Genomic DNA, 24,939 nt, shown 5'->3' on the forward strand with positions numbered 1-24,939 from the left:
GCATGTACAGCCTGCTGATCGCCGACGATGAAGCGCTGGAAAGGGAAGGCCTTGAGCTTATGATCCGGCACATGATGCCGGACACGTTTACGTTCCTGCATGCCGAGAACGGCCGGCGGGCGATCCAGATCGCCGAAGAGGAGCGGCCGGACTTTATTTTTATGGATATCAAAATGCCGGGCATTCAGGGCCTTGAGGCTGTCCGAGAAATTATGTCCAGATATCCGTCCACTAAAATCGTCATTATTACAGCACATGACTATTTTTCATATGCGAAGGAAGGTCTGGCGCTGGGTGTGCGCGGTTACCTGCTGAAGCCCGCAAGTCTGGCGGAAGTCCAGAATACGCTGACGATGCTGATTGCAGAGTCGGAAGAAGAGAAACGGGCGCGAAACGATCAGCTGGCCCTGCGGGAAAAGCTGTCCCAGCTGATGCCTCTGGCCGAAAATGAGCTGTCGCTGATGCTGATGCTGGAATGTGTCCAGGAAGTGGAGCTGGAGCAGCTGGCCGGATTGCTGAATTTGCAGTGGGAAAAAGGGTACGCCATGGCGCTTTCCTTCTCCCGCCGCTCCAGGAAGGAGCTGGAGACGTTCCAGCTCGTCAAGAAAGAGATTTACGAAGCCGTCAAGCAGCTGGCCAAACCGAATTTGTCCTGCCTGGTCAGCCCGGTGGTCGGCTATCAGATGGCGCTTTTCATTCCGTTTCCTTCCGGCAAACCGGGGTATTCACAGCGCGTCATCTCCTTGGAATGGGGAGAGAAGATCCGCGGGTTCATCGAAGAGCGGTTTCAGGTTCCGCTTTCCGTGGGCATCGGATCGATCCGCGAAGGTTGGGACGGCATGACCCGTTCCTACCGGGAGGCTGTGCGCGTCTGCGCGGATGACAGCGACATCGTCAGCGTTCGGCATTACGACGATATTACGCACAGCTCGGGCCAGAAAATCATTTCGCTGGATGATGAGAAAAAGCTGCTGGATGCTTTGCTGCGGCATGACAAGCAGGAAACGACGGAGCGTTTCAGTCTGCTGTTCGAGCGGCTTGAGCAAAGTGAACCCCGCTCGTTTCAGCGTCTGCGCGGGGAAGTGGTGGGCCTGCTGCTGTTCCTGAGCCGGGGGGTGCGCTACGGAGATAGCGCCGAGCTGATCTCCTCCCTCGGGGCAGCGGAGGATGCCGAAGCGCTTCACAGCGGTGCGCTGGTCTGGCTGAACGGATGGATCGACGGCATGAAGCAAGAGAAGGAGCAAAGCCGCTCCAGCGTGCTGCAGCGGGCGCTGCTTTATATCGGCGAGAAATACAAAGAAGATATTTCGATGGAAAGCAGCGCGGAATATGTGAACTTGAGTCCTTATTATTTCAGCAAGCTGTTTAAGCTGCAGACCGGCGAAACCTTTATCGATTATGTGACACGGCTGCGCATTGACGAAGCGAAGAGGCTGATTGCTGAGCAGAATCTCAGTCTGAAGGAAATTTGCTACGAGGTCGGGTACAACGATCCAAACTATTTCAGCCGCGTGTTCAAAAAGACAACGGGGATTACCCCAAGCGAATACCGCCAGCAGGCATGCGCCAAGTCCTTGTTAACTTAACAAGGACTTTTTTGTGCTGGAGCACTAAAAAATCCAGCAAAATCCAGTAATGGTATTTTCATTTCATTTAGGATCAAACAAGTGCAGGTGGAGAGCAAAGAAATGCGGGCATTTACGGCCCCTTTATCCTGCCGGCGGTGCTAAGATCATCAATGTGAAAGCGCAATCAATCCTATGATTTGGAAAAGGGGCGAAGGAACAGTGAGAAATTTCGGGTCTACTTTACGGTTAAGCTTGGCGTCCATTTTGCTCGCAACTACCCTGGCGGCATGCGGCGTTGTGTCAGACGGCAACAGTAAAAACTCCGCGAGCAGCGGGAACGGCGGGAATGCCAAAGACGATAAAATCGTCATCGGCTTGTCGCTGGACACTTTGAAAGAGGAACGCTGGCAGAAAGACCGCGACCTTTTTTCGGCAAAAGTCCAGGAACTGGGCGGAGAAGTCAAGGTGCTGGCCGCTAACGGCGATGACGCGGTGCAAATGAGCCAGGCGGAACAGCTGATCTCGCAAGGTGTAGACGTGCTGGTTGTCGTGGCCCACAATGCGGAAGCTACCGCGCCGATCGTGGAGAAAGCGCACAAGGAAGGCATCAAGGTCATTGCCTATGACCGTTTGATCAACAATGCGGACGTGGACTACTACATCTCCTTTGACAACGTCCGGGTTGGCGAGCTTCAAGCCCAGGCTGTTACCGAAGCTGCACCAAAAGGCAATATTGTCTATATCGGCGGGGCCGATACGGATAACAACGCGCACATGTTCAAAGAAGGTGCGATGAACGTGCTCAAACCGCTTGTAGATAAAGGCGACATCAAAATCGTATACGACCAGTTCTCTAAGGACTGGAAACCGGAAGAAGCTCTGAAAAACATGGAAAATGCGCTTACCGCCAATAAAAACGACATTCAAGGCGTGGTTGCTGCAAACGACGGCACTGCTGGCGGCGTGGTCCAAGCGTTGACCGCACAAGGCATGGCCGGCAAAATTCCGGTATCCGGACAAGACGCCGACCTGGCGGGCGTACAGCGGATCGCCGAAGGCAAACAGCTGATGACCGTTTACAAACCGATCAACCTGATTGCAACAACGGCCGCCGAAATGGCTGTATCCGCAGCAAAAGGTGAAGAGGTAAAAGCGGACAAAACCGTAAACAACGGAAAAATCGACGTCCCTTCTGTGCTGCTGGACCCGATTGCGGTAAACAAAGACAACCTGGATGTGGTCATCAAAGACGGCTTCCACAAGCTGGAAGAGGTTTATAAGAACGTTCCGAAGGACCAATGGCCAAAAGAATAAACCCAGCATAACAACGGTGCGGGCGCGGGTCCTATGCGAATCTCTTCATGAACCCAGGCGGTTTCAGAGGAGGATGGCGGCGGGTACGCGCCCTGCCGAATTACCGGGCCGGAAGGGGAGCTAAACCTATGCATGTGTTAGAAATGGTTAACATCACCAAAGAATTTCCCGGCGTGAAGGCTCTTGACCGCGTGAACTTCAAAGTGAAAAAAGGCGAAATTCACGCCCTGTGCGGCGAAAACGGAGCCGGTAAATCCACGCTGATGAAGGTGCTGAGCGGGCTTTATCCGTCGGGGACCTACAGCGGCGACATCGTCATCGGCGGGGAGAAAAAGCAGTTTCACAATATTACCGACGCCGAAAAAGCCGGAATCGCCATCATCCACCAGGAGCTGGCGCTCGTCAAGGAAATGACGGTCGGCGAAAATATTTTTCTGGGCTCCGAGCCTACGAAACATGGGGTCATCCAATGGGATGAACTCTATCACAACGCTTCGATCTGGCTGAAAAGAGTCGGGCTGAACCTTTCCCCGGATACGAAGATTGGCAGCCTGGGAATCGGGCAGCAGCAGCTGGTGGAAATCGCCAAAGCGCTGTCCAAACATACAAAAATCCTGATTCTGGACGAACCGACGGCCGCTCTCACGGAGAGCGAAGTCGCTATTTTGATGGATATTCTGAACCAGCTCCGTCGTGAGGAGGTGTCCTGTGTGTACATCTCGCATAAAATGCCGGAGGTTTTTGCGCTCGCGGATTCCATTACAGTTCTCCGGGACGGGCACACGGTGAAAACCCTGGACCGCCAGGAAACGAACGACGACCAGGTCGTATCTCTCATGGTTGGCCGCGAATTAACGGAGCGTTATCCAAGGGTAGAGCACGCCCCGGCGGAAACGGTGCTGGAAGTGCGGAATTATAACGTCTGGCATCCGGAAAAGCGCAGCCAAAAAGTCATCAAGGATGTGAACTTCGAGCTTCGCAAGGGCGAAATCCTCGGGATTGCCGGACTTATGGGGGCAGGACGGACCGAGCTTGTAAGCAGCCTGTTTGGGGCTTATCCGGGACGTTCCAGCGGCGAAGTGCGGATTAACGGCAAACCGGCCAAAATCCGTTCGGTGGCGGACGCCATCAAGTCGGGGATTGCGCTGGTCAGCGAGGACCGCAAACGCCAGGGGCTCGTGATGGGGATGGACGTCAAAACCAACACTACGCTGGCGACTATGCGCAAGGTGTCCAAAATGGGCGTCATCAATGTCAATGAGGAAATTAAATGGGGCCTTCAGTACGTGCAGGATTTGAAGACGAAAACCGCATCGCTGGAGACGCTGGTCGGTACGCTTTCAGGGGGGAACCAGCAAAAGGTAGTCATCGGCAAATGGCTGATGTCCGATCCTAAAATCCTGATCATGGACGAACCGACCCGCGGCATCGACGTCGGGGCGAAATATGAAATCTATCATTTAATGAACCGGCTGGTGGCGCAGGGCGTTGCCATTATTATGATTTCTTCGGAGCTGCCCGAGGTGCTTGGCATGAGCGACCGGATTCTGGTGATGAGCGAAGGGGAATTCGTCCGCGAATTCGATTGGCGGGAAGCGACGCAAGAAAATATTATGCAAGCCGCAACGGGAGGGAAATAAACATGATGCTTCAAAAGGATCTTCAAACACAGCAAAATGTCCCGGCAGCCAAAACGTCGCTCTGGAGCAGCCTGTTCGGGAAAATGGACGTGCGCGCTTATACTATGGTCGGTGCGCTTATCCTGATTTGGGCGCTTTTCGGCATTCTGGATCCTACGTTTTTGACTTCACGGAACTTGTCCAACCTGTTTACACAGATGTCCGTGACCTCCATTTTGGCTATCGGAATGGTGCTAGTGATCGTGGCGGGGCATATCGACCTTTCGGTAGGCTCCATCGTTGGTTTGACGGGCGGGATTGCCGCGATTTTCAGCAACTGGCTGGAGCTGCCGGCGTACCTTGTTATTCTTGTCACATTGGCAGCCGGTCTGGTGCTTGGACTAGTCCAAGGCTGGCTTGTTGCATATAAAATGATTCCGGCCTTTATCGTCACCCTGGGCGGCATGCTCGTCTTCCGCGGTATTTTGATGGGCGTTACCAAATCCACGACGATTCCGGTATCGGATTCTTTTATCGAAATGCTGGGCAACGCGTATTTTGCCTCCGGCTTTGGCATCATTCTTGGCCTGATCGCCGTGGCTTTTATTTTGTGGTCCACCTTCCGCAAACGCCGTTCTCGGCAGAAATACGGGTTTGAAGTGTCCCCGATCAGTGTGGATATTATCAAAGTTGTCGTATTGTCCCTGCTGGTGATTACGTTCGTACTGGTGATGAACGCCTATAAAGGAATTCCTTTCCCGATCATTTTTGTGATCGTGCTTGCGATCATCTTTTTCTTCCTGTCCACCAAAACCACATTCGGGCGCCATATTTACGCTTTGGGCGGCAACCCGGAAGCGGCCCGTTTGTCCGGCATCAATATCCGGTTCAAAACGATGATGATCTTTATGCTCAGCGGCCTGCTGGCTTCCATCGCGTCGATTGTCCTGACTTCCCGTCTCGCGTCCGCGACGATTACGGCCGGGAACATGGCCGAAATGGATGCGATCGCCGCTTGTGTAATCGGCGGAACTTCATTGATGGGCGGCGCGGGTACCGTTATCGGTGCGCTGATCGGCGCTTTGGTGATGACTTCGCTGGATAACGGGATGTCTTTGATGGGAATGGAATCGTTCTGGCAGTACGTGGTGAAAGGTTCAATTCTCGTCTTCGCCGTATGGCTCGACATTTCGAACCGCCGCAAGGGCGTAAGATAATTGCAAGTTGCTTGTTATAGTAAAGGATAAGACGGCATCTGAGGAGAGGATTCTCTTCAGATGCCGTTTTTGCTGTTCTTCTGCGCGAAACGAGCCGCTGCGGTGAGAGAAGTAAGGAAGGATACAACCCTCTGCCGGTCTAAAAAAGAAGCCGCTCACGGTTAAATTCGCTCTAGGCTTTCGATGCGAACCCACACGAACAGTGTGAATAGCCGAGAATATCCGTATTAGCCGCGAACGGCCTTAATAGCCGCGAATGGCTCTAAACGGCCAGAATGACTCGGACCTAGGCCAGCCTCCGCTGGACAGCCTGCAAGTCGGACCAGCGGATCACCCGGATGCCCTCCGCTTTGATTTTGTCCCAGGTTTGGGGATCCGTTAATAAGCCCATCTCGATACCGCGCCAGCGCCAATGCGGCGTAATCGCTTTAAGCTCGTCATTAACGGCGGAAGGGTGCATGATCAGCTCCGAGATGCCGGCAGACATTTGTTCGAGCGCGGCGAACAGCCTGGTCTTGGCTTCCGCATAGGAGGCGGTTTCCGGAGCATAAGGCCAATTAAGCAGATCGTCCGGGATCAGTACACCGTGATGATCGGCAAATTGGACGCTGCTTTCAGCCAGTTCGGCCAAAGCCGGGTCGGTGAAAGCTGCGGCGGCAGATCTGGGCAGACGCAGCGGGAGTCCATGTTTCGCTGCGGCCTCTATCAGGATTTGAACAAAATTGCGGCCGGTGGCCAGGCCAAACAAGCTGCCCATGTGGTTATCCAAATGAGTAGGGGCAATGCCCCAGGCCAAAGCTTTTGTGATCTGTGCGTTGATTTCGGCTTTTACTTCTTCCGGGTCGGCTTGAGCTTCAAAGGTTGGACAGTCAGAAGGGAAGAACCCGTCTTCGCCCCGCAGGGATGCAGACCGGCAGATATCGTTGAGCGGTCCCCATTTGTACGTTTCCCATTCACTGGTTAGGGTTAAATGAACGCCAACATCGCTATGGGCAAGCTGTCTGCCAAGTCTGGAAGCGTCAAGCGCCCACGGGCAGGTCATCATTACACTGGTTGAGACTGGCAAACCGCTTCGCAATAAACTGGCAATCCCGGCATTTGTGGCCTGACACATGCCGAAATCGTCGGCATTGATCAATAACAGACGGTCGGTTGGGTTAAAGCCTAACAGTTCGGAGGTTTTCATCTGGAATGGCTCCTTAAGTGGATTTCTCTTGATATATTTATGGACTTTTCCGCAGGGACATAACCTTTAAGTGGTATCCCAGCCTATACCCCATTTCTGAAGCCAGCCGCCCTGGCTGATGCTCAAGCTTTCATGTATCAGGATTTCAGTAAGACAAAACACCTTCAAGAAACGCGCCGTTTCGAAAGAAAGCAGCGGCGGACGACTTGAAGGTGTTTTTTTGGGGGAGCTGTGATCAAGAGATCAGTTCTATAAATTTGGCTGCCGCATTGGAAAGCGGGAGGCTGTGTTTGATCATGATCCCGACCTGGGAAGGCGGCATTTCCACATCGAGCTTGACCTCGAACAGCGAACCTTCCGCCAGTTCTCTGGCGATAAACTCCCGGGTGACATAAGAAATGCCCAGTCCTCTGCGGGCAAATTCAATCAGCAGGTCAACGCTGCCGACCTCGATTTCCGGTTTAATGCTGTAGCCGTACCTTTCAAAGAGTTCAGTAATGGCCATTCGAACCCGGCTGTTGCGGGAGAACAGAATAATCGGGTACTGCAGCAGCTCATCAATGCTGAGCACTTTGTCCTTCAGCTCGGCATATTGCTCCCCTGCGACAAAACAATCGTTCAGCTGGAAGCTTTCTTTGACCTCAAGCTGCGGATCAACAATTGGCATCCGCACGACGCCGAAATCAATTTTGCCTTCCTTCAGCACCGAAATGATCTCCGGGGTGGTGCCATGGTTTAAATGCAGCTTCACATTCGGGTACATGCGGTGAAAGTTCTCCAGATATGGCAGCAAATAATGTTTGAACAGCGAATCGCTGCCGCCGATCCGCAGCTCTCCGCTTTCCAGATTTTTTAGAGCTGCCATTTTCTCTTCCGCCAATGAAATCAGGATTTGAGACTGCTCGATATAAGAGTAGAGCATGGAGCCCTCCTGGGTGAGGATAACGCCTTTGGCGTTCCGGTGGAACAAGGGGATTCCAAAGCTGTCCTCCAGCTGTTTGATGGCATGGCTGACGCTTGGCTGGGTCAGAAACAACGCTTTGGCTGCTTGTGTGAGACTGCCTGTCTTGGCGGCCCAATAAAACACCTTGTATAACTCATAATTGTTAGTCATAGACACGATCTATATCTCCTGTGAAATATATTAATTACTTATATGGCATCTAAAAGTATTATAGTGGAGCTACAAACAAGAAACCAGAGCCTCATGGAGAAATTTATCCAAGCATACTCCGAGCTCATCAATGTATATACAGTCACCGTAGGAGTGTCCAACCAAGCTCTGCCGATATTGAAAGGAGTAAGAAGATGGAACCCGTAACCCTTGTTTTATTTGGAGCAACCGGCGATCTCGCCAAAAGAAAAATTTATCCGGCCCTTTATAATTTATACCTTGAACATAAGCTGCCGAACACCTTTTCCCTGGTAGGTCTCGGGAGAAGAGAATGGAGCGACGTGAAGTTCCGCCAGCAGGTCGAGCAATCGCTTCGTGAATTCTCCAGAAGCGGAGTCAAGGAAGGCGCCAACCTGGAAGCTTTTCTGCAGGCATTCCGCTACAGCGTCTTGAACATTGACCGCATGGAGGATTATTCAAAGCTTCTGTCGCTGGTGGAAGAGCGGGAACAAGCTTTGCAGCTGCCGCCAAACCGCTTGTTCTACCTGTCGGTAGGCCCGGAATATTTTGAAACGATTGCCGCCAATATTCATCAGAGCGGACTTGGTTCCGCCAAAGGCTGGAAACGGCTGGTCATTGAGAAACCGTTTGGTCATGACTTGCAGTCGGCAAGAGAATTAAATCAATATTTAAGCCATTTCTTTAAAGAAGAAGAAATTTACCGCATTGACCATTATCTCGGCAAACCGATGGTTCAGGGACTGGAGGCACTGTGGCAAGCCAATCCGGCCATTCAGGGGCTGCTTAAGAAGCAATACATCTCCAATGTGCAGATTACGGCAAGCGAAACTGTCGGCGTAGAGGAAAGAGCCGGATATTACGATCACGTAGGCGCACTGCGGGATATGGTCCAAAACCATATGCTCCAGCTGCTCATGATGACCGCCACCCAGCTGTCCGGAAAAAGCACGCCGGATCAAGTCAGCCTGAAGAAAAAGCTGGCCATGGAAGCTCTTGATCCGCTCCGCAAGCAGGACGTAAGCCAGCATGTGGTCCGTGGCCAATATGCCGCCGGCAGCCAGCGGGGGCTCCCGGTTCCCGGCTACAAAGCCGAACCCGGCATTCCGGCAGGTTCCACCAATGAAACGTTTGTGGCTGTGCGGATGCTGATCAACGATTTCTTCTGGCGCGGGGTGCCGTTCTATATTCGCACCGGCAAACGTATGGGAGAGAAAGCCACTCGGATTGTTATTGAGTTCAAAGAGCCGCTGGCCCAGCCCGCAGGCGAACAGAACGACAAGGCGAAACCCAACCTGCTGATCATTGAATTGGGCCCGAAAGAGCGGATCACAATGCAGCTTAATATGATGGATCTTGCCCATAAAGGAGGGCTAAAGCCGGTGGAAGTGGAGCTTTTGGCCGGTCAAACCGGTCTTCCGGAAGCGTATGAGAACCTGATTCATGATGCTTTGAATGGGGATTCCACTTATTTTGCGCATTGGGACGAGGTGGAGCTGTCCTGGAAATGGGTACAGCCTATTTTGGAGGCCTTTGAAGAGAATCTGATCCCTCTTTATGCTTATCCGGCCGGTTCCAGCGGGCCCCGGCAGGCTCATGAGCTGCTGGCTCAGGACGGCAACCGCTGGTGGCTGGACGCGGAAGAACCGGAGTTTGCCGAAGAGGAACCCGTTCAAGCCCGGGAGTATGCACAAAGCGTCAATCAATAAACATTAATCATATATCGACTAATAACATTGGAGGATTAGAGAAGTGAACAAACAGCAAATCGGAGTAGTTGGCCTGGCCGTTATGGGCAAAAATCTGGCCTTGAATATTGAAAGCAAAGGTTTTTCGGTAGCCTTGTACAATCGTTCCCCGGAGAAAACGAAAGAACTGCTGGCCGAAGCACCAGGCAGAAACTTTGTCGGTACCTACAGTATTGAAGAATTTGTGCAGTCCCTGGAAACGCCGCGCAAAATCCTGATCATGGTCAAAGCGGGCGCACCGACGGATGACACGATCAATCAGCTGGTTCCATTCTTGAGCAAAGGCGACATTCTGATCGACGGCGGCAATGCGCATTTCCCGGATACACAACGCCGAAATCAGGAGCTGGAAGCCCAAGGCATCCGTTTCATCGGGGCCGGCGTATCCGGCGGTGAAGAAGGAGCGCTTAAAGGACCGGCTATTATGCCTGGCGGCCAGCGTGATGCGTATGAGCTGGTTGAGCCTATCCTGACGGCTATTTCCGCTAAAGTAAATGGAGATCCTTGCTCGACTTATATCGGAGAGGGCGGAGCCGGACATTATGTGAAGATGGTGCATAACGGCATCGAATACGGCGACATGCAGCTGATCGGAGAAGCGTACCATTTGCTGAGAGATGTGCTGAACGTAAGTACCGATGAACTGCACAGCATTTTCAGCGAATGGAACAACGGCGAGCTCGACAGCTATCTGATCGAGATTACGGCAGACATTTTCTCCAAACAGGATCCATCCACCGGCAAACCGATGGTCGACATGATTCTGGATTCCGCCGGCCAGAAAGGAACGGGCAAATGGACCAGTGAAAGCGCTCTGGATCTCGGCGTTCCGCTCTCCATTATTACGGAGTCCGTCTTCGCCCGCTTTATTTCGGCCATGAAAGAGGAACGTGTGGCCGCCAGCAAGAAGCTGAACGGTCCGGCAGCGAAGGCATATGAAGGAGACCGCGCGGAATTTATCGAAGCGGTGCGCAAGGCTCTTTATGCAAGTAAAATTGCCTCCTATGCACAAGGTTTTGCTCAGATGAAGGCCGCTTCCGAGCACTATGGCTGGGGCTTGAATTACGGCAACATTGCGATGATTTTCCGCGGCGGCTGTATCATTCGCGCCCGTTTCCTGCAGAACATCAAAGACGCTTATGACCGTGATCCGGCGCTTAACAACCTGTTCCTGGACGAATATTTCGGTGGCGTGATCGAGAACTATCAGGAGGCCTGGCGTAAAGTCGTGGCCGTTGCCGTAACCCGGGGCATTCCGGTTCCGGCTTTCTCTTCGGCACTGGCTTATTATGACAGCTACCGGACGGAACGGCTGCCAGCCAACCTGCTGCAGGCGCAAAGAGACTATTTCGGCGCTCATACGTTTGAACGGGTAGACCAGCCGGGCAGCTTCCATTTTCAATGGATGCAAAATAACGAATAAAGAATGACAAATAACGAACAAGCCGTATATTCCGCTTGAAATGCGTTACTCAACAAGGCTTCTGAATGGCTTTCCGCCGTTTCAGGAGCCTTTTTTATTTTTTCGAATCAATCTTAATATGACAGCTTGTGTCCTATTAAGGCTGCTATATTAATCCCGTAAGCCAAACTTATTACAAGGAGAATGACAATGGAACATGTACAGAACAAAGTCGTTATCATTACAGGAGCCTCCAGCGGGATTGGAAAAGCCACTGCCTCATTACTGGCCCAATACGGGGCAAAAGTGGTGCTTGCCGCCAGACGGGAAGAGCGGCTGCTAGAGCTTGCAAATGAAATTAACACAAAGGGCGGAATCGCTGCTTATCTAAAGACCAACGTTTCGTCAGCAGAAGAGATGAACAAGCTGGTTCAGTTCGCAATTGCCCAATATGGACGTGTTGACGTATTGGTGAATAACGCAGGCATCATGCCCTTGTCTTCACTGAGCGAACTTAAGATCGAAGAATGGGACAAGATGATTGACGTGAACATTAAAGGCGTATTGTACGGAATCGCTGCCGTGCTGCCGGTTATGAGGGAGCAGAAATCAGGACATGTTGTGAACCTGTCGTCCATCTCCGGTTATCGGGTCGATCCGACGGCTGCCGTTTACTCGGGCACTAAATTTGCAGTCCGGGCAACAACTGAAGGCTTAAGACAGGAGGAATCTCCTGCTTCAGGCATTCGTACCACCCTTATTTCTCCAGGGGTGACAAACACAGAATTGGCAGAATCGATCAGTAGTCCCGAGATCAAAAGCTGGGTAGCAGAGATGAACAAAGTGGCCATTTCCCCTGACAGCATTGCCAGAGCAATCGCTTTTGCCATTAACGAACCGCAGGATGCAAGCGTGAATGAAATCATCATCCGGCCTACGGTTCAGCCCACTTAACGGATTATGCAGCGGCGAATTACCGAAGCTGGATGGATAAGTTTGAGAGGATAGAGAGGATAGCTAAGGTTCCGGCATGAGGGCGGCAAGGTGCATGGCTTGAAGTTTATGGTCTATACTCATAATGAGGTGAACCGAATTGCCGATCAGCCGACATTTTGAGATTATATATATTCTTCTTCAGAAAAAGACGGCCACCGCCGCTGAACTCGCCGAACGTCTTGAGGTTTCTACGAGAACGATCTACAGAGACATTGATCTGCTCAGCGCGGCCGGTATTCCGATATACAGCAGTAAAGGAAAAGGCGGCGGGATTTCGTTGATGGAAGGCTACGCTTTTCAAGCTTCCTTGCTGTCCAGCCGTGAACAAAATGATATTTTAATGGGTTTGCAGACCTTAAAGCTTATGCCGCTCTCTGGTACAGAGGAAGTGCTGGAGAAGCTGGCAGGGCTGTTTTGGAGAAAAAATCATAGCTGGCTTGAGGTGGACTTCACTCCTTGGGGGAGTGAAGATGACCGGCGCCAGATGTTCGAGCGGCTTCGTGATGCGATTGCCGAGAACCGTGTGATCAGGTTCCGCTATTATAATTCCGCCGGTAAAGAAAGCTCCAGGAAAGTGGAAGCCTTTCAGCTGATTTTTAAATCGAACGCCTGGTATTTGTCAGGTTATTGCTTGACGAGCGAAGATTTTCGCCTGTTTAAAATCAGCCGGATGAGGGACATCGTCGTTACGGATCAGACGTCTGAACCCAGGGCAGGAATATCGGCCGTCGAACATATCGAGGAACAGGTTGGAAGCGATATGACGGCTGTAACCCTGCGAATCTCCGCCCGCGGAGCTTACCGCATCTATGATGAATTTCCGGATGACGTCATTACGAAAAATGAAGACGGTTCTTATACGATACGAACCTATTTCCCGGTCAACGACTGGCTCGAAAGTTACCTGCTTTCTTATGGAACGCTTCTTGAGGAGATCCATCCCGAATCCCTGAGATCCAGACTCTTAAGCCGGCTGGATGAATTAAAAAGGAAATGGGCTTCGAATCCATAAAGATACAAACGGAGGGATTAATTTTGAAGACAGAAACGCTGCCGGAGGCCGTGCAAAGCTACATTGACGCCTCCAATGCCCATCATATCCAACATTACATTGATACCTTTTCGGAACATGCCGTTCTAATAGAAGAATCTATCGGCCGGGATTTGGCTGGCAAAGAAGAGATTAAAGATTATTTTGTCACCTATTTCGTAAAAACCTCGACGAATACCGAGATTCTTGAATATACGATCAACGGCCATACAGTGGACATGAAAGTCATGTTTAAAGGAAATTTCGCCGGAGGAGAGATCAGGGGATTATACCGGTTTGAATTAGCGGGAGGAAAGATTATTAAACTGACGGCCGATCTGGAATAGAATACGGGAGCAAACGAGCTGGTATCTGCCAGCTCGTTTTGTTAGTGTGCCACGCATGGCGATTAACTAGGTGGTGAAAGTCCACTGTGGGGGTTTGTAGTTACCAACCACTAGCCAAGAGCAAGGGTGTCCACCGCGAGGTGGAATCCAAAGGAAGCTGGAGGCAAACTTCCGGCCCAAGGAACACGAACATCATCAGGCATAGGATACGGGATGAGTCTGCTAAACAAGACGAAGTCCAATTAACTACACGGACGTACCAATGTAAATGATGTGGGTATATGGAAGGAAAGTGAATCGTCTTACCGTGGGAGGTCTCATGGACGTGAGGAGATGCACTTCGAATCACGGTTGAAACAAGATTTATCATGAGAAGTCAGCAGACGCCATAGTACCGCGAACAGTCGACGGTTCGAGGGAAGGGCTGAACCTTAGGAGGTGAAGTCAATGAAAGTTACCGAAACAGGAGCCAAGGGCAGCCAACTTCTAACGGAAGACTCTTTGCAAAAGAATAGTGCGGAACACGAAGGATATGCGGGAGTGCACAGTCCTGCGAGGATAACCGAAACCGACGACACCAACGCAACCGAGTCGAAGGACCGGTTGCTTGAGAAAATCGTTAGCAGGGACAACTTGAACGAAGCATTCAAGAGAGTCAAAGCGAACAAGGGATCGCACGGAATCGACGGGATGGGAGTAGATGAACTTCTACAATATCTCAGAGACAACGGCGAGACCATCAAGCAACTGATCTTGGGCGGCAAGTACCGCCCGAATCCCGTTCGAAGGGTAGAGATTCCCAAAGAGAACGGAAAGAAGAGAAACCTTGGCATCCCAACAGTGGTTGACCGAGTCATCCAGCAGGCAATCGCCCAAGTGCTTACGCCAATTTATGAGAGGCAGTTTTCAGACAACAGCTACGGATTCCGACCCAAACGGAGCGCACACCACGCGATGAAACGAAGCCAACAATACGTGCAAGAGGGATATCGTTACGTGGTGGATATGGACTTGGAGAAATACTTTGACACCGTCAACCAAAGCAAGCTTATCGAGGTGCTTTCAAGAACGATCAAAGACGGACGAGTGATCTCGCTCATCCATAAGTATCTCCGGGCGGGAGTCGTCGTGAAGCATAAGTTTGAGGACACGGAAATCGGCGTACCGCAGGGAGGGAACCTAAGTCCGATTCTCAGCAATATCATGCTGAATGAATTGGACAAGGAACTGGAAGCAAGAGGACATCGATTCGTGCGATACGCAGACGATATGCTCATATTCTGCCGGAGCAGGAGGAGTGCGGAGCGTACCCTGACGAAAATTCTCCCTTACATCGAGAAGAAGTTGTTTCTCAAGGTAAACCGGGAGAAAACGATTGTGGACGATGCGACAAAAGTTAAATTTCTTGGCTTCTCATTCTACCAGAGCAAAGGGGAAACGCGGGTCAGAATCCATCCCAAATCCGTATCCAAGATGAAAGCTAAAGTGAAAGAGCTAACGTCGAGAAGCAACGGAATGGGCAACACCGACCGGGCGCTGAAGCTTAGGCGTTACATCATGGGATGGGTAAATTATTTCAAGCTTGCTGACATGAAACAACTACTCCAAACCACTGATAAATGGATGAGAAGGCGTATCCGAATGGTCTTCTGGAAGCAATGGAAACGAGTGAGGACGAAACTCGAAAGGCTTATATCGCTCGGAATTCATGAACAGAAGGCGTGGGAATACGCAAACACAAGAAAGGGCTATTGGAGAATCTCCAATAGCCCAATCCTCTCGAAGTCCCTCGGTAACAATAGGCTGAAGAACCTCGGATTCCTTTTCTTTTCTGATTATTATCGACAAGTTACTGCGCATTCCTAATGGAACCGCCGTATACCGAACGGTACGTACGGTGGTGTGGGAGGTCGGCTGCCCAATTAATGGGTAGCCTCCTACCCGATTCGAAGAAACCCCCTAGTTGGACTAGGGGTTCAGGAAAGCTTATAGCTATGAGTAAAATTGGGAAAATCATTCGAGAGCTATGTGAGCGAAAAGGTGTGGAGATTCACGAAGCAGAGGCGTGCCCGGATCATATTCACATGTTGGTGAGCATCCCTCCAAAATTAAGTGTGTCGGAATTTATGGGATACTTAAAGGGGAAAAGTCCGCATATGATCTTCGATAAATTTGCCAATTTGAAGTATCGCTACGGCAATCGACAGTTTTGGTGTAGAGGATATTTTGTGGATACGGCAGAACGTAACAGGAAAGTGATCGCCGAATACATCCGGAATCAGCTAACGGAAGATAAGAACTACGAACAACTCACAATGAAAGAACTGTTCGACCCGTTTACGGGTGAGTCGGTAGGAAAGGGCAAGTAAAAAGCCCCTTTAGGGGTATGCCCGAGACCGCTCGCGGTTGGCAGACTTTCAGTACGCCTTTTAGGCACTTGCTAGCAATCATGCCCTTATAGGGTTGATGGAAGCCACCGGCTAAGCCGGTGGTTATGACTTTGAACGCTCCGGTCAAGCGCGGATTTACCTCCTTTGTCCTTCTTATAAAAATCTTGTCATTCCTTTTTAACTTTATTGAGATCGATGCCCAAGAAAGCTTTTATATAATGAACTCACGGATAAAAAAGGTGAAAGGATCGAGGGCATTGAAGAGGACAGAAGATTTTAAAGCGCAGGATGTGAGCTCCGATCGTTTCCTGCTGCCAAAGCGGCGGTATATGACAGGACTTGATGGATTAAGGGCGCTGGCCATATTGGCCGTCTTGATTTATCATCTCCGGCAGGAATGGCTTCCCGGAGGATTTCTTGGGGTAGCGGTATTTTTTACTTTGTCCGGTTATTTAATTACGGATATTCTGGCAAACGGCAAGGCAGCGGAGGATGGCGGCGGCACTCTCCGTTTATCGCTCAAAGAGTTCTGGATCCGGCGCGCAAGGAGGCTTCTGCCTGCTATGCTGATCGTAGTGTCAGCTGTAGTGGCAGGGGCCTGGCTTGGGGCTTCCTCTCCGTTACCAGAGCTTCGCGGCGATGTGCCTGCTGCTCTCCTTTACATAAGCAACTGGTGGTTTATCTTTCATAAAGTCTCCTATTTTGAATCCTTTGGTCCTCCTTCCCCATTAGGACATCTATGGTCTCTTGCGGTGGAAGAACAGTTCTATATCGTTTGGCCGATTATGCTTGCTGCCGGGCTCAAGTGGATTCGAAGCCGGATCTCGCTTGCAGGATGGGTACTGGGGCTCGCTGCCGTGTCGGCCGCGCTGATGGCGTTCTTGTATGAGCAGGGAACCGATCCGAGCCGTGTCTATTACGGTACGGATACACGCGGATTTGCGCTGTTAATCGGCGCAGCTTTGGCGCTGGTCTGGCCAAGCGGGAAGTTAAAACTGCAGGTTTCCCGGCGGGCCAGTCTTCTGCTGGATTCAGCCGGTATGATTAGTTTGGTGCTGCTTGGGTTTTGGACATATAACTCGGATCCCTATGATGATTTTCTTTATCGAGGCGGTTTGTTTGGAATTGCGTTTGTAAGTGCCGTTTTGATTGCCGTTTTAGCACATCCGGGAAGCCGGATTGGCGGCTGGTTCTCGGCCAGACCTCTGGTGTGGGTGGGCAGACGGGCTTACGGCTTATATCTCTGGCATTACCCGGTCATGATGCTGACCACTCCGCAGCTGGACAGCGGAGGCAGTCATTGGCTTAGATTGTTTCTGCAGCTGCTGGCAACTTTCCTGCTCGCCGCGGCGTCTTACCGATGGGTAGAGGACCCGATTCGGCAATCCGGATTTCGAGGCTGGCTTGCGGGCCTTTCCACCACAATGAACGTTTGGGGGAGATGGAAGCGGCTGCCGGCAGCTTCACTTTTATTTATCCTGTTTCTGGTTTTATTCAGCTTCATCCATTTATATTTGCCCCCGACCTTATTGGGATCAACGGATGCATCCGGGAAGTCTGGCTCCTCGACAACGGTGCTGCCGGTGTTTCAGAATAAACCCGAGCAGACCGGCAGTCATGAGGGAAAAGCCCCGTCCGAAACTGGCCCAACCGTCCCAACCAGCCAACAAACTACGGGCGGCGAAGGAGCGGGCACGGAGACAGCTTTGCCTCCAACCGTTGACGGACACTCACCGGAAGGGTCCCAAACCGCTGAGAACTCATCGGCAGTACAATCGTCGGAAGAACACTCATCGGAAGCAGGCCGTCCGCAAGAAGATACTTCCGATCAGCTGCAGGCTCCACAATCGGCGAACCAGCCGGATGATTCGGCTAAACCATCCAATGGGAAGCCTTCTAAAGAGAACCCTCATGGCACCGGCGGTGACATCACGGCCATCGGGGATTCCGTTATGCTGGATATTGAGGGCGATCTGCAGAAAATGTATCCGGACGCCGTTATAGACGGCAAAATCGGTCGCCAGATGGCGGATGTGCCGGCGGTTTTGCAGCGGTTAGCCGAAGAAGGACGACTAAGGGAGACGGTCGTTCTGGAGCTCGGCACAAACGGAGCTTTTTCAAACAAACAGATGAAGAAGGTTCTTGCCGCATTAAAAGATGCCAAGCGGATTTTGCTGGTGAATACACGTGTGCCGAGACCGTGGGAATCGGCTGTGAATCAAGCGCTTGATAAAATTTCGTCGACCGATGACCGGATACAAATCGTTGATTGGTATCAGGCGAGCGGTGGCCAAACCTCTTATTTTGAACAGGACGGTGTCCATTTAAAGCCTGAAGGGGCGGCTGCTTATACCCTGCTGTTAAACCAAGCTCTATCAGACAAATAGAATTGGTAGGAGAGGGAGATTTTACAAATAGTTAGAGAGATGGGATAATAAGATTTTAGTAGAGTAAAGGAGGGGTTTGTAGGAAATGAGGAAATGGAAATCGAGTTTAAAATGGCTGCTTCCTGCAGCAGCTTTGCTGCTGGTGCTGGCGGGCTGTCAGCCGGTCGGCGGGTTTGACGTAGACAAGATGCTCCTTGGCAATGCGGAGGTCAAGTCTGCCGAGTCTAATTTGAACCTTTCGCTGCATTTCGAGCCAAACAGCTCAGCAACGAAAGAAGATCAAGAGTGTATTGAACTTATTAATTCTTTGTCCCTCAAATTAGACAATGTCAAAATCCAGAATGCTTCTAAGCTGTCCGCGACAGGAGAACTGGACAGCAGCAAATTCCGTATTCCATTCAAGATTTCTTTGAATGAAGATGCCCTGGCTGTACAGCTGGAGGGAGCAAAAGAACCGTTCTATCTTCCTTTGACAGATGAAATGGCGAATACGGGCTTTAGCGGGCTGAACCCTGAGAAATCGCAGGAATTAGCCAAACAGATTCAGTCTTTTGTCATCAAACACCTGCCGAATCCATCCGTGATCGGTGTGTCCAAGGTGAACGAAACCATTCATGGGGAGCAGCTAAGCTTGACCAAACTTCATGCCGAGGTTTCTGGTGATGAGCTGACAGGGCTGCTTAAGACCTTCCTTGAAGCACTTTCCAATGACCAGGAAGGCCTCAAAACGCTGATCGGCGGCCTTTATGATAACCTGCTGCCGGTTCTGAAAGAAGAAGGTCTCACCAATCTTCAGAATCTGGATAGCGGACTTGGCAATGTTTCGCTGGATGATCGTGACGCTGTCATAGCCGAAACCTTCACTAAACTTCAAAAGGCGCTTGATCTTGTTGTGCTGAGCTATGACGAAACGGTCAATCAAATGTTTAAAGAACAGCCGGAGGCTGCAGCTGTCCTCAGCAAAGATACGAAATTAACAACGGATATTTATGTAGACAACAGCTACAAGCTCCGCAAACAGGACCTGGAGCTGAAGGTGAACCTGCCGCAATCGGGCGAGGTGCCTTTCAAGAGCTTTAGTTATAAGGTGTCCAGTGAGCAGTGGAATGTAAATGAAACCATTCAGGCGGATTTGTTAAACACGGATAACGGTGTTGACCTGTCGGGTGACTCGGTGACTCCGGGGACGATTCTCCGAAATCTGGACGCTCAATCGGAAATTTACAAGCTGTTCAGAAATGAATTGGGACTTACGAAAAGGCTGATCCCGATCGATCCGGAATATGATGATATCATCGTCAAACAAAATACAACCATGATTCCGCTTCGTTATCTGGCAGAAGATCTGGACGCAACGGTTCAGGTCAAGGACGGCAGCATAGTGGTTACTGAAGATCTTGACGGAGGTCAGTTGATCTTTAAGCCGGGGGCCGCAACTGCCGTTGTCAACGGAAACAATGTGAGCCTCCCGCAGCCGGTATTTGTCGATGCTTACGGCCGGGCTTACGCACCGCTGCGTGTATTGGCAGAGGGACTCCAAGCGCGTGTTGAATGGGATAACGAAGGCTCCCTCCACGTCGTTCGTAACTAAGCACCGAATAAATAAACAAACGAAAAACGGCACACCCCTGTCCAGGAAGCTCTGCAGGGAGTGTGCCGTTTTTGTATTGACCAGCCGCGGCTATAGGAGCATAATGAAACCTGAATGTTAAGGTCGGGAAGTCAGTCGGAATCGTTCCGGCAAATCTAAATAGCAAAAGATGTGATTTCATGTCCCAGGCTCTCGTGAAGCTGAAACCTGCTGCATTGTTAACGAAATATTTCTCCGGCAAGTCGATCAGCTATCCGCAGATGATTGCCCTTTTCATTCCGCTGCTTGTGGATCAAGCCTTTATAGTTGGTCTTAATTTGATTAATACAGCCATGATCAGTTCGTCGGGAGTTGCCGCTGTCAGCGCGGTAAACATGGTGGATTCCCTGAACATCTTTCTGATCAGCGTATTTGTTGCCGTGGCTACCGGCGGAACGGTGGTTGTCGCCCAATATAAGGGCAGCAACAACCCGAACATGGTCTCCAAATCTACGGCTGGAACCATTTCCTCCGTGGCTGTTCTGTCGCTGGGAATTGGTGTCTTGCTGGGCGTATTCCATATGCCTGCTCTGAATTTGCTCTTTGGTTCGGCCGAACAGGAGGTCTTTGATAACGCCAGGATTTATTTAATCGGCAGCAGCGCTTCGTATCTCGGCATCGGGATTGTGGAGGCGGTCTGCGGTGCGCTGCGGGGGATCGGCAGAAGCCGTGCGTCCCTTTTTTTGTCGCTGATCATGAATTTGTCTTATGTACTTTTGAATATTGTCTTTATTAATTTCCTGCATATGGGCGTAACAGGCCTGTCAGTCGCTATGAATGTGTCCCGTTATTTGGCTGCAGCCTGCGCCATTCTTTATCTGGTCAGAGTGGATACCAATCTGCAGGTGCGGATTATGGATATGATCCGGGTCAACTGGTCCATGTTTAAAAAGATTATGTTTATAGGTCTGCCGTTCGCGGCTGAACAGATGTTTTTTAACGGCGGAAAAATCCTGACCCAAATCTTTATTGTCAGCTTGGGCACCAACGCCATTGCAACCAATGCGATTTGCGGAACCTTGGCGAATGTGGTGCAGATTCCGGCCAACGCCTTGTCTCTTACTGTTATTACGGTTGTGGGGCAATGCATCGGCAGTAAAAACATTGATGACGCCAGAAAGTTCACGAAATCTTTCGTGTGGCTGTCATCCTTCTCATTTGTCCTGACTGGTGTGATCGTGATGTCCCTGTTTCATCCGCTTGTCTCAATGTTTCACCCGCCGCAGGAAATCGTGCATGATATCTTTGTTATAATGCTGATTAATTCCCTGATTCAGATCCCGCTATGGTCGATCAGTTTTATAGCGCCTTCTGCCCTGCGTGCGGCCGGAGACTCCAAATATACCTCCATCGTCTCCATGCTTTCCATGTGGCTGTTCCGTGTCGTGCTTGGCTATATCCTGGGTGTGATTTCACCGCTTGGCATTCTTGGGGTTTGGCTGGCCATGGAACTGGAATGGGGAATCCGCGGCTTCATCTTCATGCGTCGTTTTGCTGGCAACAAATGGTATCAGCATAAATTGATTGATTAAATTAGGCTTGATTTACCTGTACTAATCCACCCTCAACCGTCAAACAATGTAGGTACCGACAACGCTGAGTGGAGGGGACTGAGATGGGTACAGTGAAAAAACAAGGATTAAGCCGAACGGCAGGCTGGCTGGTTTTGGCTGCTTTAGGGGCCGCTTTGTTCATCCAGCCGGGCCCGGCCGGAGCGGCCGCGGCTGAAGCAGGAGAGCGGGTAAGACTTCCAGCTGGCATGCAGGTAGAACACGCGGTGCCTGCTCCTAAGGCATCCAAGAAGCTGGCCATCGTCATTGACGATCTGGGCAACGACATGGACGGAACGCAGGAAATCATGAACATGCCGATCAAATTGACGGTTGCAGTTATGCCTTTCATGCGGACTACGGAGCGGGATGCTCGAATGGCTCATGAACGCGGGTTTGATGTGCTGGTGCATCTGCCGATGGAACCTAATCACGGGAAGCCGGAATGGCTGGGCCCGGGCGCCATCATGAGTTCTTTAAGCGACAGTGAAGTCCGGACCCGTGTGGAACAGGCGATTGATAACGTTCCCTACGCGGTAGGCATCAACAACCATATGGGCTCCAAAATAACCGCCGATCCCCGAATCATGTCCATTGTGCTGGACGTTTGCCGGGAACGCGGTTTATTTTTCCTGGACAGCCGTACGAATTACAAAACGGTTGTGGGCAAGCTTTGCAAGGAGAAAGGCATGCCGGACATCGGCAATCAATTTTTTCTGGACGACCAATATAATCAGCAGCATATCAGCAAACAGATGGGCAAGGTGATGAACTGGATGAGAGATCATGACAGCTGCATCATCATCGGACACGTTGGTGTTCCGGGAACCAAAACAGCGGGGGTCATCCGCGGCTCAATCAAGCAGATGCCGCAGGATGTTGAATATGTAACGCTGAGCGAATTTGTCCGGAACCAAAGCGGCAATCCCATTTTGCGCGGATTATGGCCGTAACAGCTTATGATTCGAAGAAGTATCGGGCAATCCCCGACTCAATAGCTTGTGCCACCTTTGTTTTTCCCTGGGAAGAGTTTAGAAAGCTGCGGTCTTCCTCATTGCTGATAAAGCCGGTTTCGACGATAACGGCAGGGACCTCGGTATGATTCAGCAGATAAAAAGGTTTTCCGACTTCCGACTTCCGGGAACTATGATAGAGGTCGTTTAAGGGCTCCTGAATACAGGCAGCCAGCAGGGCGCTGCGTCCTTCATCCTGATGAAGAACGATTGGGCCCTTTCTTGCTTTGTTTTTGGACCAATTGACATGCAGGCTGACCACAATTGAAGTTTTCACTTCCTCACTGATTCGCTCCCTTTGAGCCAGATCTCGCATATGGCGGGACCGGCTGGCGTGCCAGCGGTTCTCATCGCTGAGCGCATAATCCCCGCTGCGGTTCAGGATAGCTCTGTAGCCCTCGCTGCGCAGCAGCATATACAGGCGCTGGGCGATTTCCAAATTGATATTTTTCTCCAGTATGTCACCGTGGGACGTCCCGCCGTCAATACCGCCATGCCCGGCATCAATCAGAATGACTGGTTTTGGGAAAGCATGGTGCGCGGGGTTGTCCTCCGTCTTGTCATCCGCTCGAACTGGAAGCGGCAGCAAGAGTGCAGAAGAAACCGACACCAGAAGCAGAATGGGAAGCCATTTGCTTTTACAACCTTTATTCATACCGTCCACCCTTTACAAGGATTTATTTGCCTTTAGCGTAAACAAACTATTGCTTGCTTATGCATCGGTTTAAACGACTTCTTTTTGTACACAATAAGAATAACGGCGGGGGCGGAATTCAAGTGATCGGGAAAGGAGGGTTTCAACATGGCTAAAGGAGACGAGCTGGTTCGTTATATAACCGAAAGGGTTGTTCATTATGTGGAAACGCCAAAGGAAGTGCGCAGAGTGCGCAAGCAAGTTAAAGAACCCTGGAGCACTAAATGGTTTGGCATGATCCCGGCTTCCTTGTCGATGTGGGGACAAGACGTATTCAAACGGAAACGGAGAAACATTCGCTGAGAAGATTACATGGGAAGTTAGATGAGAAAATGGCTTGAGGAGATTATAAATAGTTAAAGAGCTGTTTCCCGGACCAGGGGACTGACCCCCGTTTGTGAGACAGGGATCAAAACACCTTACAAGTTAAGCAGCCAGTTGTCGATAATTAATCGGTGACTGGTTGTTTAGTTTTGTTTGAATGCGAATTGAGTTATAGTAGGTAATGTAATCTCGAACGACCCTTTCAACGATTGCCGTCGTTGTACTCGTCAAACCTTCGAGATAGAACGTTTCAGACTTCAGCGTGGAATGAAACGATTCAATGGGGGCATTATCAGCGGGCGTTCCTTTGCGGGACATGCTCATGATAATGCCTTTTCCCTTTACAGCTTCCTGATACGCCAGAGAGGTGTAGACGCTGCCCTGATCGCTATGGAGCATCGCACCATGGGTGGGAGGAAGCTGATTCAGTGTATCTAGTACAAGTGCTGTATCTTGTTTGTCTGCTATACTGTACGCCACGATCTCCCCGTTATACAAGTCCAAAATGCTCGACAGATACAACAATTTTCCACCAAACGGCAAATAGGCGATATCCGTTACGAGTTTTTGCATCGGTGCGTCGGCCTGGAACTGCCGCTTTAATTGATGTTCTGCTACATGTGTTGGCTGTCCTGTTGGTTTTCGTCTCTTCATCCTGACTTGACACTGTAACCCCTCAAGCTGCATGATTCGCTGCACCCGTTTGTGATTGATAGATTGTTCCTTTTGAAGCAGTGCAGTAATCTTACGGTAGCCGTAACGGAATTTATGTTGGGCGCAAAGTTGACGAATCTTTTCGGTAAGCACACCTTCCCTCTTGGTGAGAAGAATTGTTTTCCAGCGATAGTATGTTGCGCGAGCAATTCCTAGCAGTTCACAAGCTTGCTTTACAGACACTTCTCCTCGAATAGATTCCATCCAGGCCACTACGGCCTTGGGTGACACCTCCTCTCCAAGTCCTTGTACTTTTTTAGCAGGTCCAGCTGTTGTCTTAGAAACCGATTTTCCGCCTTTACTTGTGCGAGCTCTGAGGTGTGCTCCGGGCCTTTTCCAAAGCTATACTGCTTACCGACAGGCTGCTCAAGCCGGTGGAGTTCCCCATTACGGTACCACGACATCCATACTTTAAGTTGAGTTACATTCCTAATTCCTAGCTTATCCATGACCTCTTTAACCGGAACCCCTGCCAATCTCATTTCAATGGCTTTCATCTTAACTTCTACCGGGTAGCTAACTCTTGTTGCCAACGAAAAAACACCTCCAAGCTTGTCTCCATATCTTACGACATGGTTGCATTCTCTTGAAGGTGTTTTTATTTGTCTCACGTTATGGGGTCAGTCCCCCAGACCGATCCGCCGGAAACAGCTCTTTTTATTTGGGAAGCCTATCACC

At 50.7% G+C, this 24,939-nt stretch carries 19 protein-coding genes and 1 pseudogene; 16 read left to right on the forward strand and 4 right to left on the reverse strand.

Annotation, left to right across the window (positions count from 1 at the left end):
• The first annotated feature begins 2 nt into the window (after nucleotides 1-2).
• The 4 genes from AWM70_RS04230 to AWM70_RS04245 all read left to right on the forward strand — a co-directional run bounded on the left by AWM70_RS04230 (nucleotide 3) and on the right by AWM70_RS04245 (nucleotide 5,718).
• Complete coding sequence (locus AWM70_RS04230) at nucleotides 3-1,586, forward strand: helix-turn-helix domain-containing protein (RefSeq protein ID WP_068694487.1); 1,584 nt, start codon at nucleotides 3-5, stop codon at nucleotides 1,584-1,586.
• Between the two features lie 201 nt (nucleotides 1,587-1,787).
• Nucleotides 1,788-2,882: a D-xylose ABC transporter substrate-binding protein gene (xylF, locus tag AWM70_RS04235; RefSeq protein WP_237167825.1), complete on the forward strand. Its 1,095-nt coding sequence runs from the start codon at nucleotides 1,788-1,790 to the stop codon at nucleotides 2,880-2,882.
• Between the two features lie 128 nt (nucleotides 2,883-3,010).
• Nucleotides 3,011-4,522 (forward strand): xylose ABC transporter ATP-binding protein, encoded by a 1,512-nt coding sequence (locus AWM70_RS04240; RefSeq protein WP_068694489.1) that lies wholly within the window; start codon nucleotides 3,011-3,013, stop codon nucleotides 4,520-4,522.
• Nucleotides 4,523-4,524: 2 nt separating this feature from the next.
• On the forward strand, nucleotides 4,525-5,718 hold the full coding sequence (locus AWM70_RS04245; protein ID WP_083180123.1) for a sugar ABC transporter permease: 1,194 nt from the start codon (nucleotides 4,525-4,527) through the stop codon (nucleotides 5,716-5,718).
• Nucleotides 5,719-6,004: 286 nt separating this feature from the next.
• Here the strand turns inward: AWM70_RS04245 and AWM70_RS04250 are convergent, their stop codons facing one another.
• Nucleotides 6,005-6,904, reverse strand: a complete 900-nt coding sequence (locus AWM70_RS04250; protein ID WP_068694490.1) for a polysaccharide deacetylase family protein — start codon at nucleotides 6,902-6,904, stop codon at nucleotides 6,005-6,007.
• A 235-nt stretch (nucleotides 6,905-7,139) separates the two neighbouring features.
• Nucleotides 7,140-8,018, reverse strand: a complete 879-nt coding sequence (locus tag AWM70_RS04255; RefSeq protein WP_068694491.1) for a LysR family transcriptional regulator — start codon at nucleotides 8,016-8,018, stop codon at nucleotides 7,140-7,142.
• Nucleotides 8,019-8,212: 194 nt separating this feature from the next.
• Here AWM70_RS04255 and zwf point away from each other — a divergent pair, with 194 nt between their 5' ends.
• The 11 genes and pseudogenes from zwf to AWM70_RS04310 all read left to right on the forward strand — a co-directional run bounded on the left by zwf (nucleotide 8,213) and on the right by AWM70_RS04310 (nucleotide 22,469).
• The gene (zwf, locus tag AWM70_RS04260; protein WP_068694492.1) at nucleotides 8,213-9,745 is read left to right on the forward strand and encodes a glucose-6-phosphate dehydrogenase; all 1,533 of its coding nucleotides are present in this window, start codon (nucleotides 8,213-8,215) and stop codon (nucleotides 9,743-9,745) included.
• A 43-nt stretch (nucleotides 9,746-9,788) separates the two neighbouring features.
• Entirely contained in the window at nucleotides 9,789-11,207 is a 1,419-nt protein-coding gene (gene gndA / locus AWM70_RS04265) for an NADP-dependent phosphogluconate dehydrogenase (protein ID WP_068694493.1), read from the forward strand.
• A 189-nt stretch (nucleotides 11,208-11,396) separates the two neighbouring features.
• The gene (locus AWM70_RS04270) at nucleotides 11,397-12,140 is read left to right on the forward strand and encodes an SDR family oxidoreductase (RefSeq protein ID WP_068694494.1); all 744 of its coding nucleotides are present in this window, start codon (nucleotides 11,397-11,399) and stop codon (nucleotides 12,138-12,140) included.
• A gap of 139 nt (nucleotides 12,141-12,279) precedes the next feature.
• Entirely contained in the window at nucleotides 12,280-13,194 is a 915-nt protein-coding gene (locus AWM70_RS04275) for a helix-turn-helix transcriptional regulator (protein WP_068694495.1), read from the forward strand.
• Between the two features lie 23 nt (nucleotides 13,195-13,217).
• Nucleotides 13,218-13,559: a nuclear transport factor 2 family protein gene (locus AWM70_RS04280; RefSeq protein WP_068694496.1), complete on the forward strand. Its 342-nt coding sequence runs from the start codon at nucleotides 13,218-13,220 to the stop codon at nucleotides 13,557-13,559.
• A gap of 447 nt (nucleotides 13,560-14,006) precedes the next feature.
• Nucleotides 14,007-15,425 carry a group II intron reverse transcriptase/maturase gene (gene ltrA / locus AWM70_RS04285; RefSeq protein WP_068693838.1) on the forward strand — a complete coding sequence of 473 codons (1,419 nt, stop codon included), beginning with the start codon at nucleotides 14,007-14,009 and terminating at the stop codon, nucleotides 15,423-15,425.
• Between the two features lie 137 nt (nucleotides 15,426-15,562).
• A pseudogene (gene tnpA, locus AWM70_RS04290) lies at nucleotides 15,563-15,928 on the forward strand (IS200/IS605 family transposase); the annotation flags it as partial.
• Nucleotides 15,929-16,206: 278 nt separating this feature from the next.
• Nucleotides 16,207-18,336, forward strand: a complete 2,130-nt coding sequence (locus AWM70_RS04295; RefSeq protein ID WP_237167826.1) for an acyltransferase family protein — start codon at nucleotides 16,207-16,209, stop codon at nucleotides 18,334-18,336.
• Nucleotides 18,337-18,421: 85 nt separating this feature from the next.
• A complete protein-coding gene (locus AWM70_RS04300; protein WP_068694498.1) occupies nucleotides 18,422-19,927 on the forward strand; it encodes a copper amine oxidase N-terminal domain-containing protein in 1,506 nt (501 codons plus the stop codon).
• Nucleotides 19,928-20,106: 179 nt separating this feature from the next.
• Nucleotides 20,107-21,498 carry an MATE family efflux transporter gene (locus AWM70_RS04305; protein WP_068694499.1) on the forward strand — a complete coding sequence of 464 codons (1,392 nt, stop codon included), beginning with the start codon at nucleotides 20,107-20,109 and terminating at the stop codon, nucleotides 21,496-21,498.
• Between the two features lie 83 nt (nucleotides 21,499-21,581).
• Nucleotides 21,582-22,469, forward strand: coding sequence for a divergent polysaccharide deacetylase family protein (locus AWM70_RS04310; RefSeq protein WP_068694500.1), 888 nt, complete (start codon nucleotides 21,582-21,584; stop codon nucleotides 22,467-22,469).
• Between the two features lie 4 nt (nucleotides 22,470-22,473).
• On the opposite strand, the gene AWM70_RS04315 is transcribed toward AWM70_RS04310, so the two are convergent.
• Entirely contained in the window at nucleotides 22,474-23,184 is a 711-nt protein-coding gene (locus AWM70_RS04315) for an N-acetylmuramoyl-L-alanine amidase family protein (protein WP_068694501.1), read from the reverse strand.
• A 147-nt stretch (nucleotides 23,185-23,331) separates the two neighbouring features.
• Between AWM70_RS04315 and AWM70_RS04320 the strand changes: the two genes are divergently transcribed.
• Complete coding sequence (locus tag AWM70_RS04320; RefSeq protein WP_068694502.1) at nucleotides 23,332-23,526, forward strand: YqzE family protein; 195 nt, start codon at nucleotides 23,332-23,334, stop codon at nucleotides 23,524-23,526.
• Between the two features lie 123 nt (nucleotides 23,527-23,649).
• Here the strand turns inward: AWM70_RS04320 and AWM70_RS04325 are convergent.
• Nucleotides 23,650-24,794, reverse strand: a protein-coding gene (locus tag AWM70_RS04325; protein WP_099093066.1) for an IS3 family transposase whose coding sequence is annotated in 2 segments (ribosomal slippage) — nucleotides 23,650-24,521 and nucleotides 24,521-24,794 — 1,146 coding nt in all. Because the reading frame shifts where the segments join, the coding sequence is not laid out codon by codon here.
• Between the last annotated feature and the right edge of the window lie 145 nt (nucleotides 24,795-24,939).

The sequence above is a fragment of the Paenibacillus yonginensis genome (genome assembly GCF_001685395.1).
Lineage (GTDB): Bacteria > Bacillota > Bacilli > Paenibacillales > Paenibacillaceae > Fontibacillus > Fontibacillus yonginensis.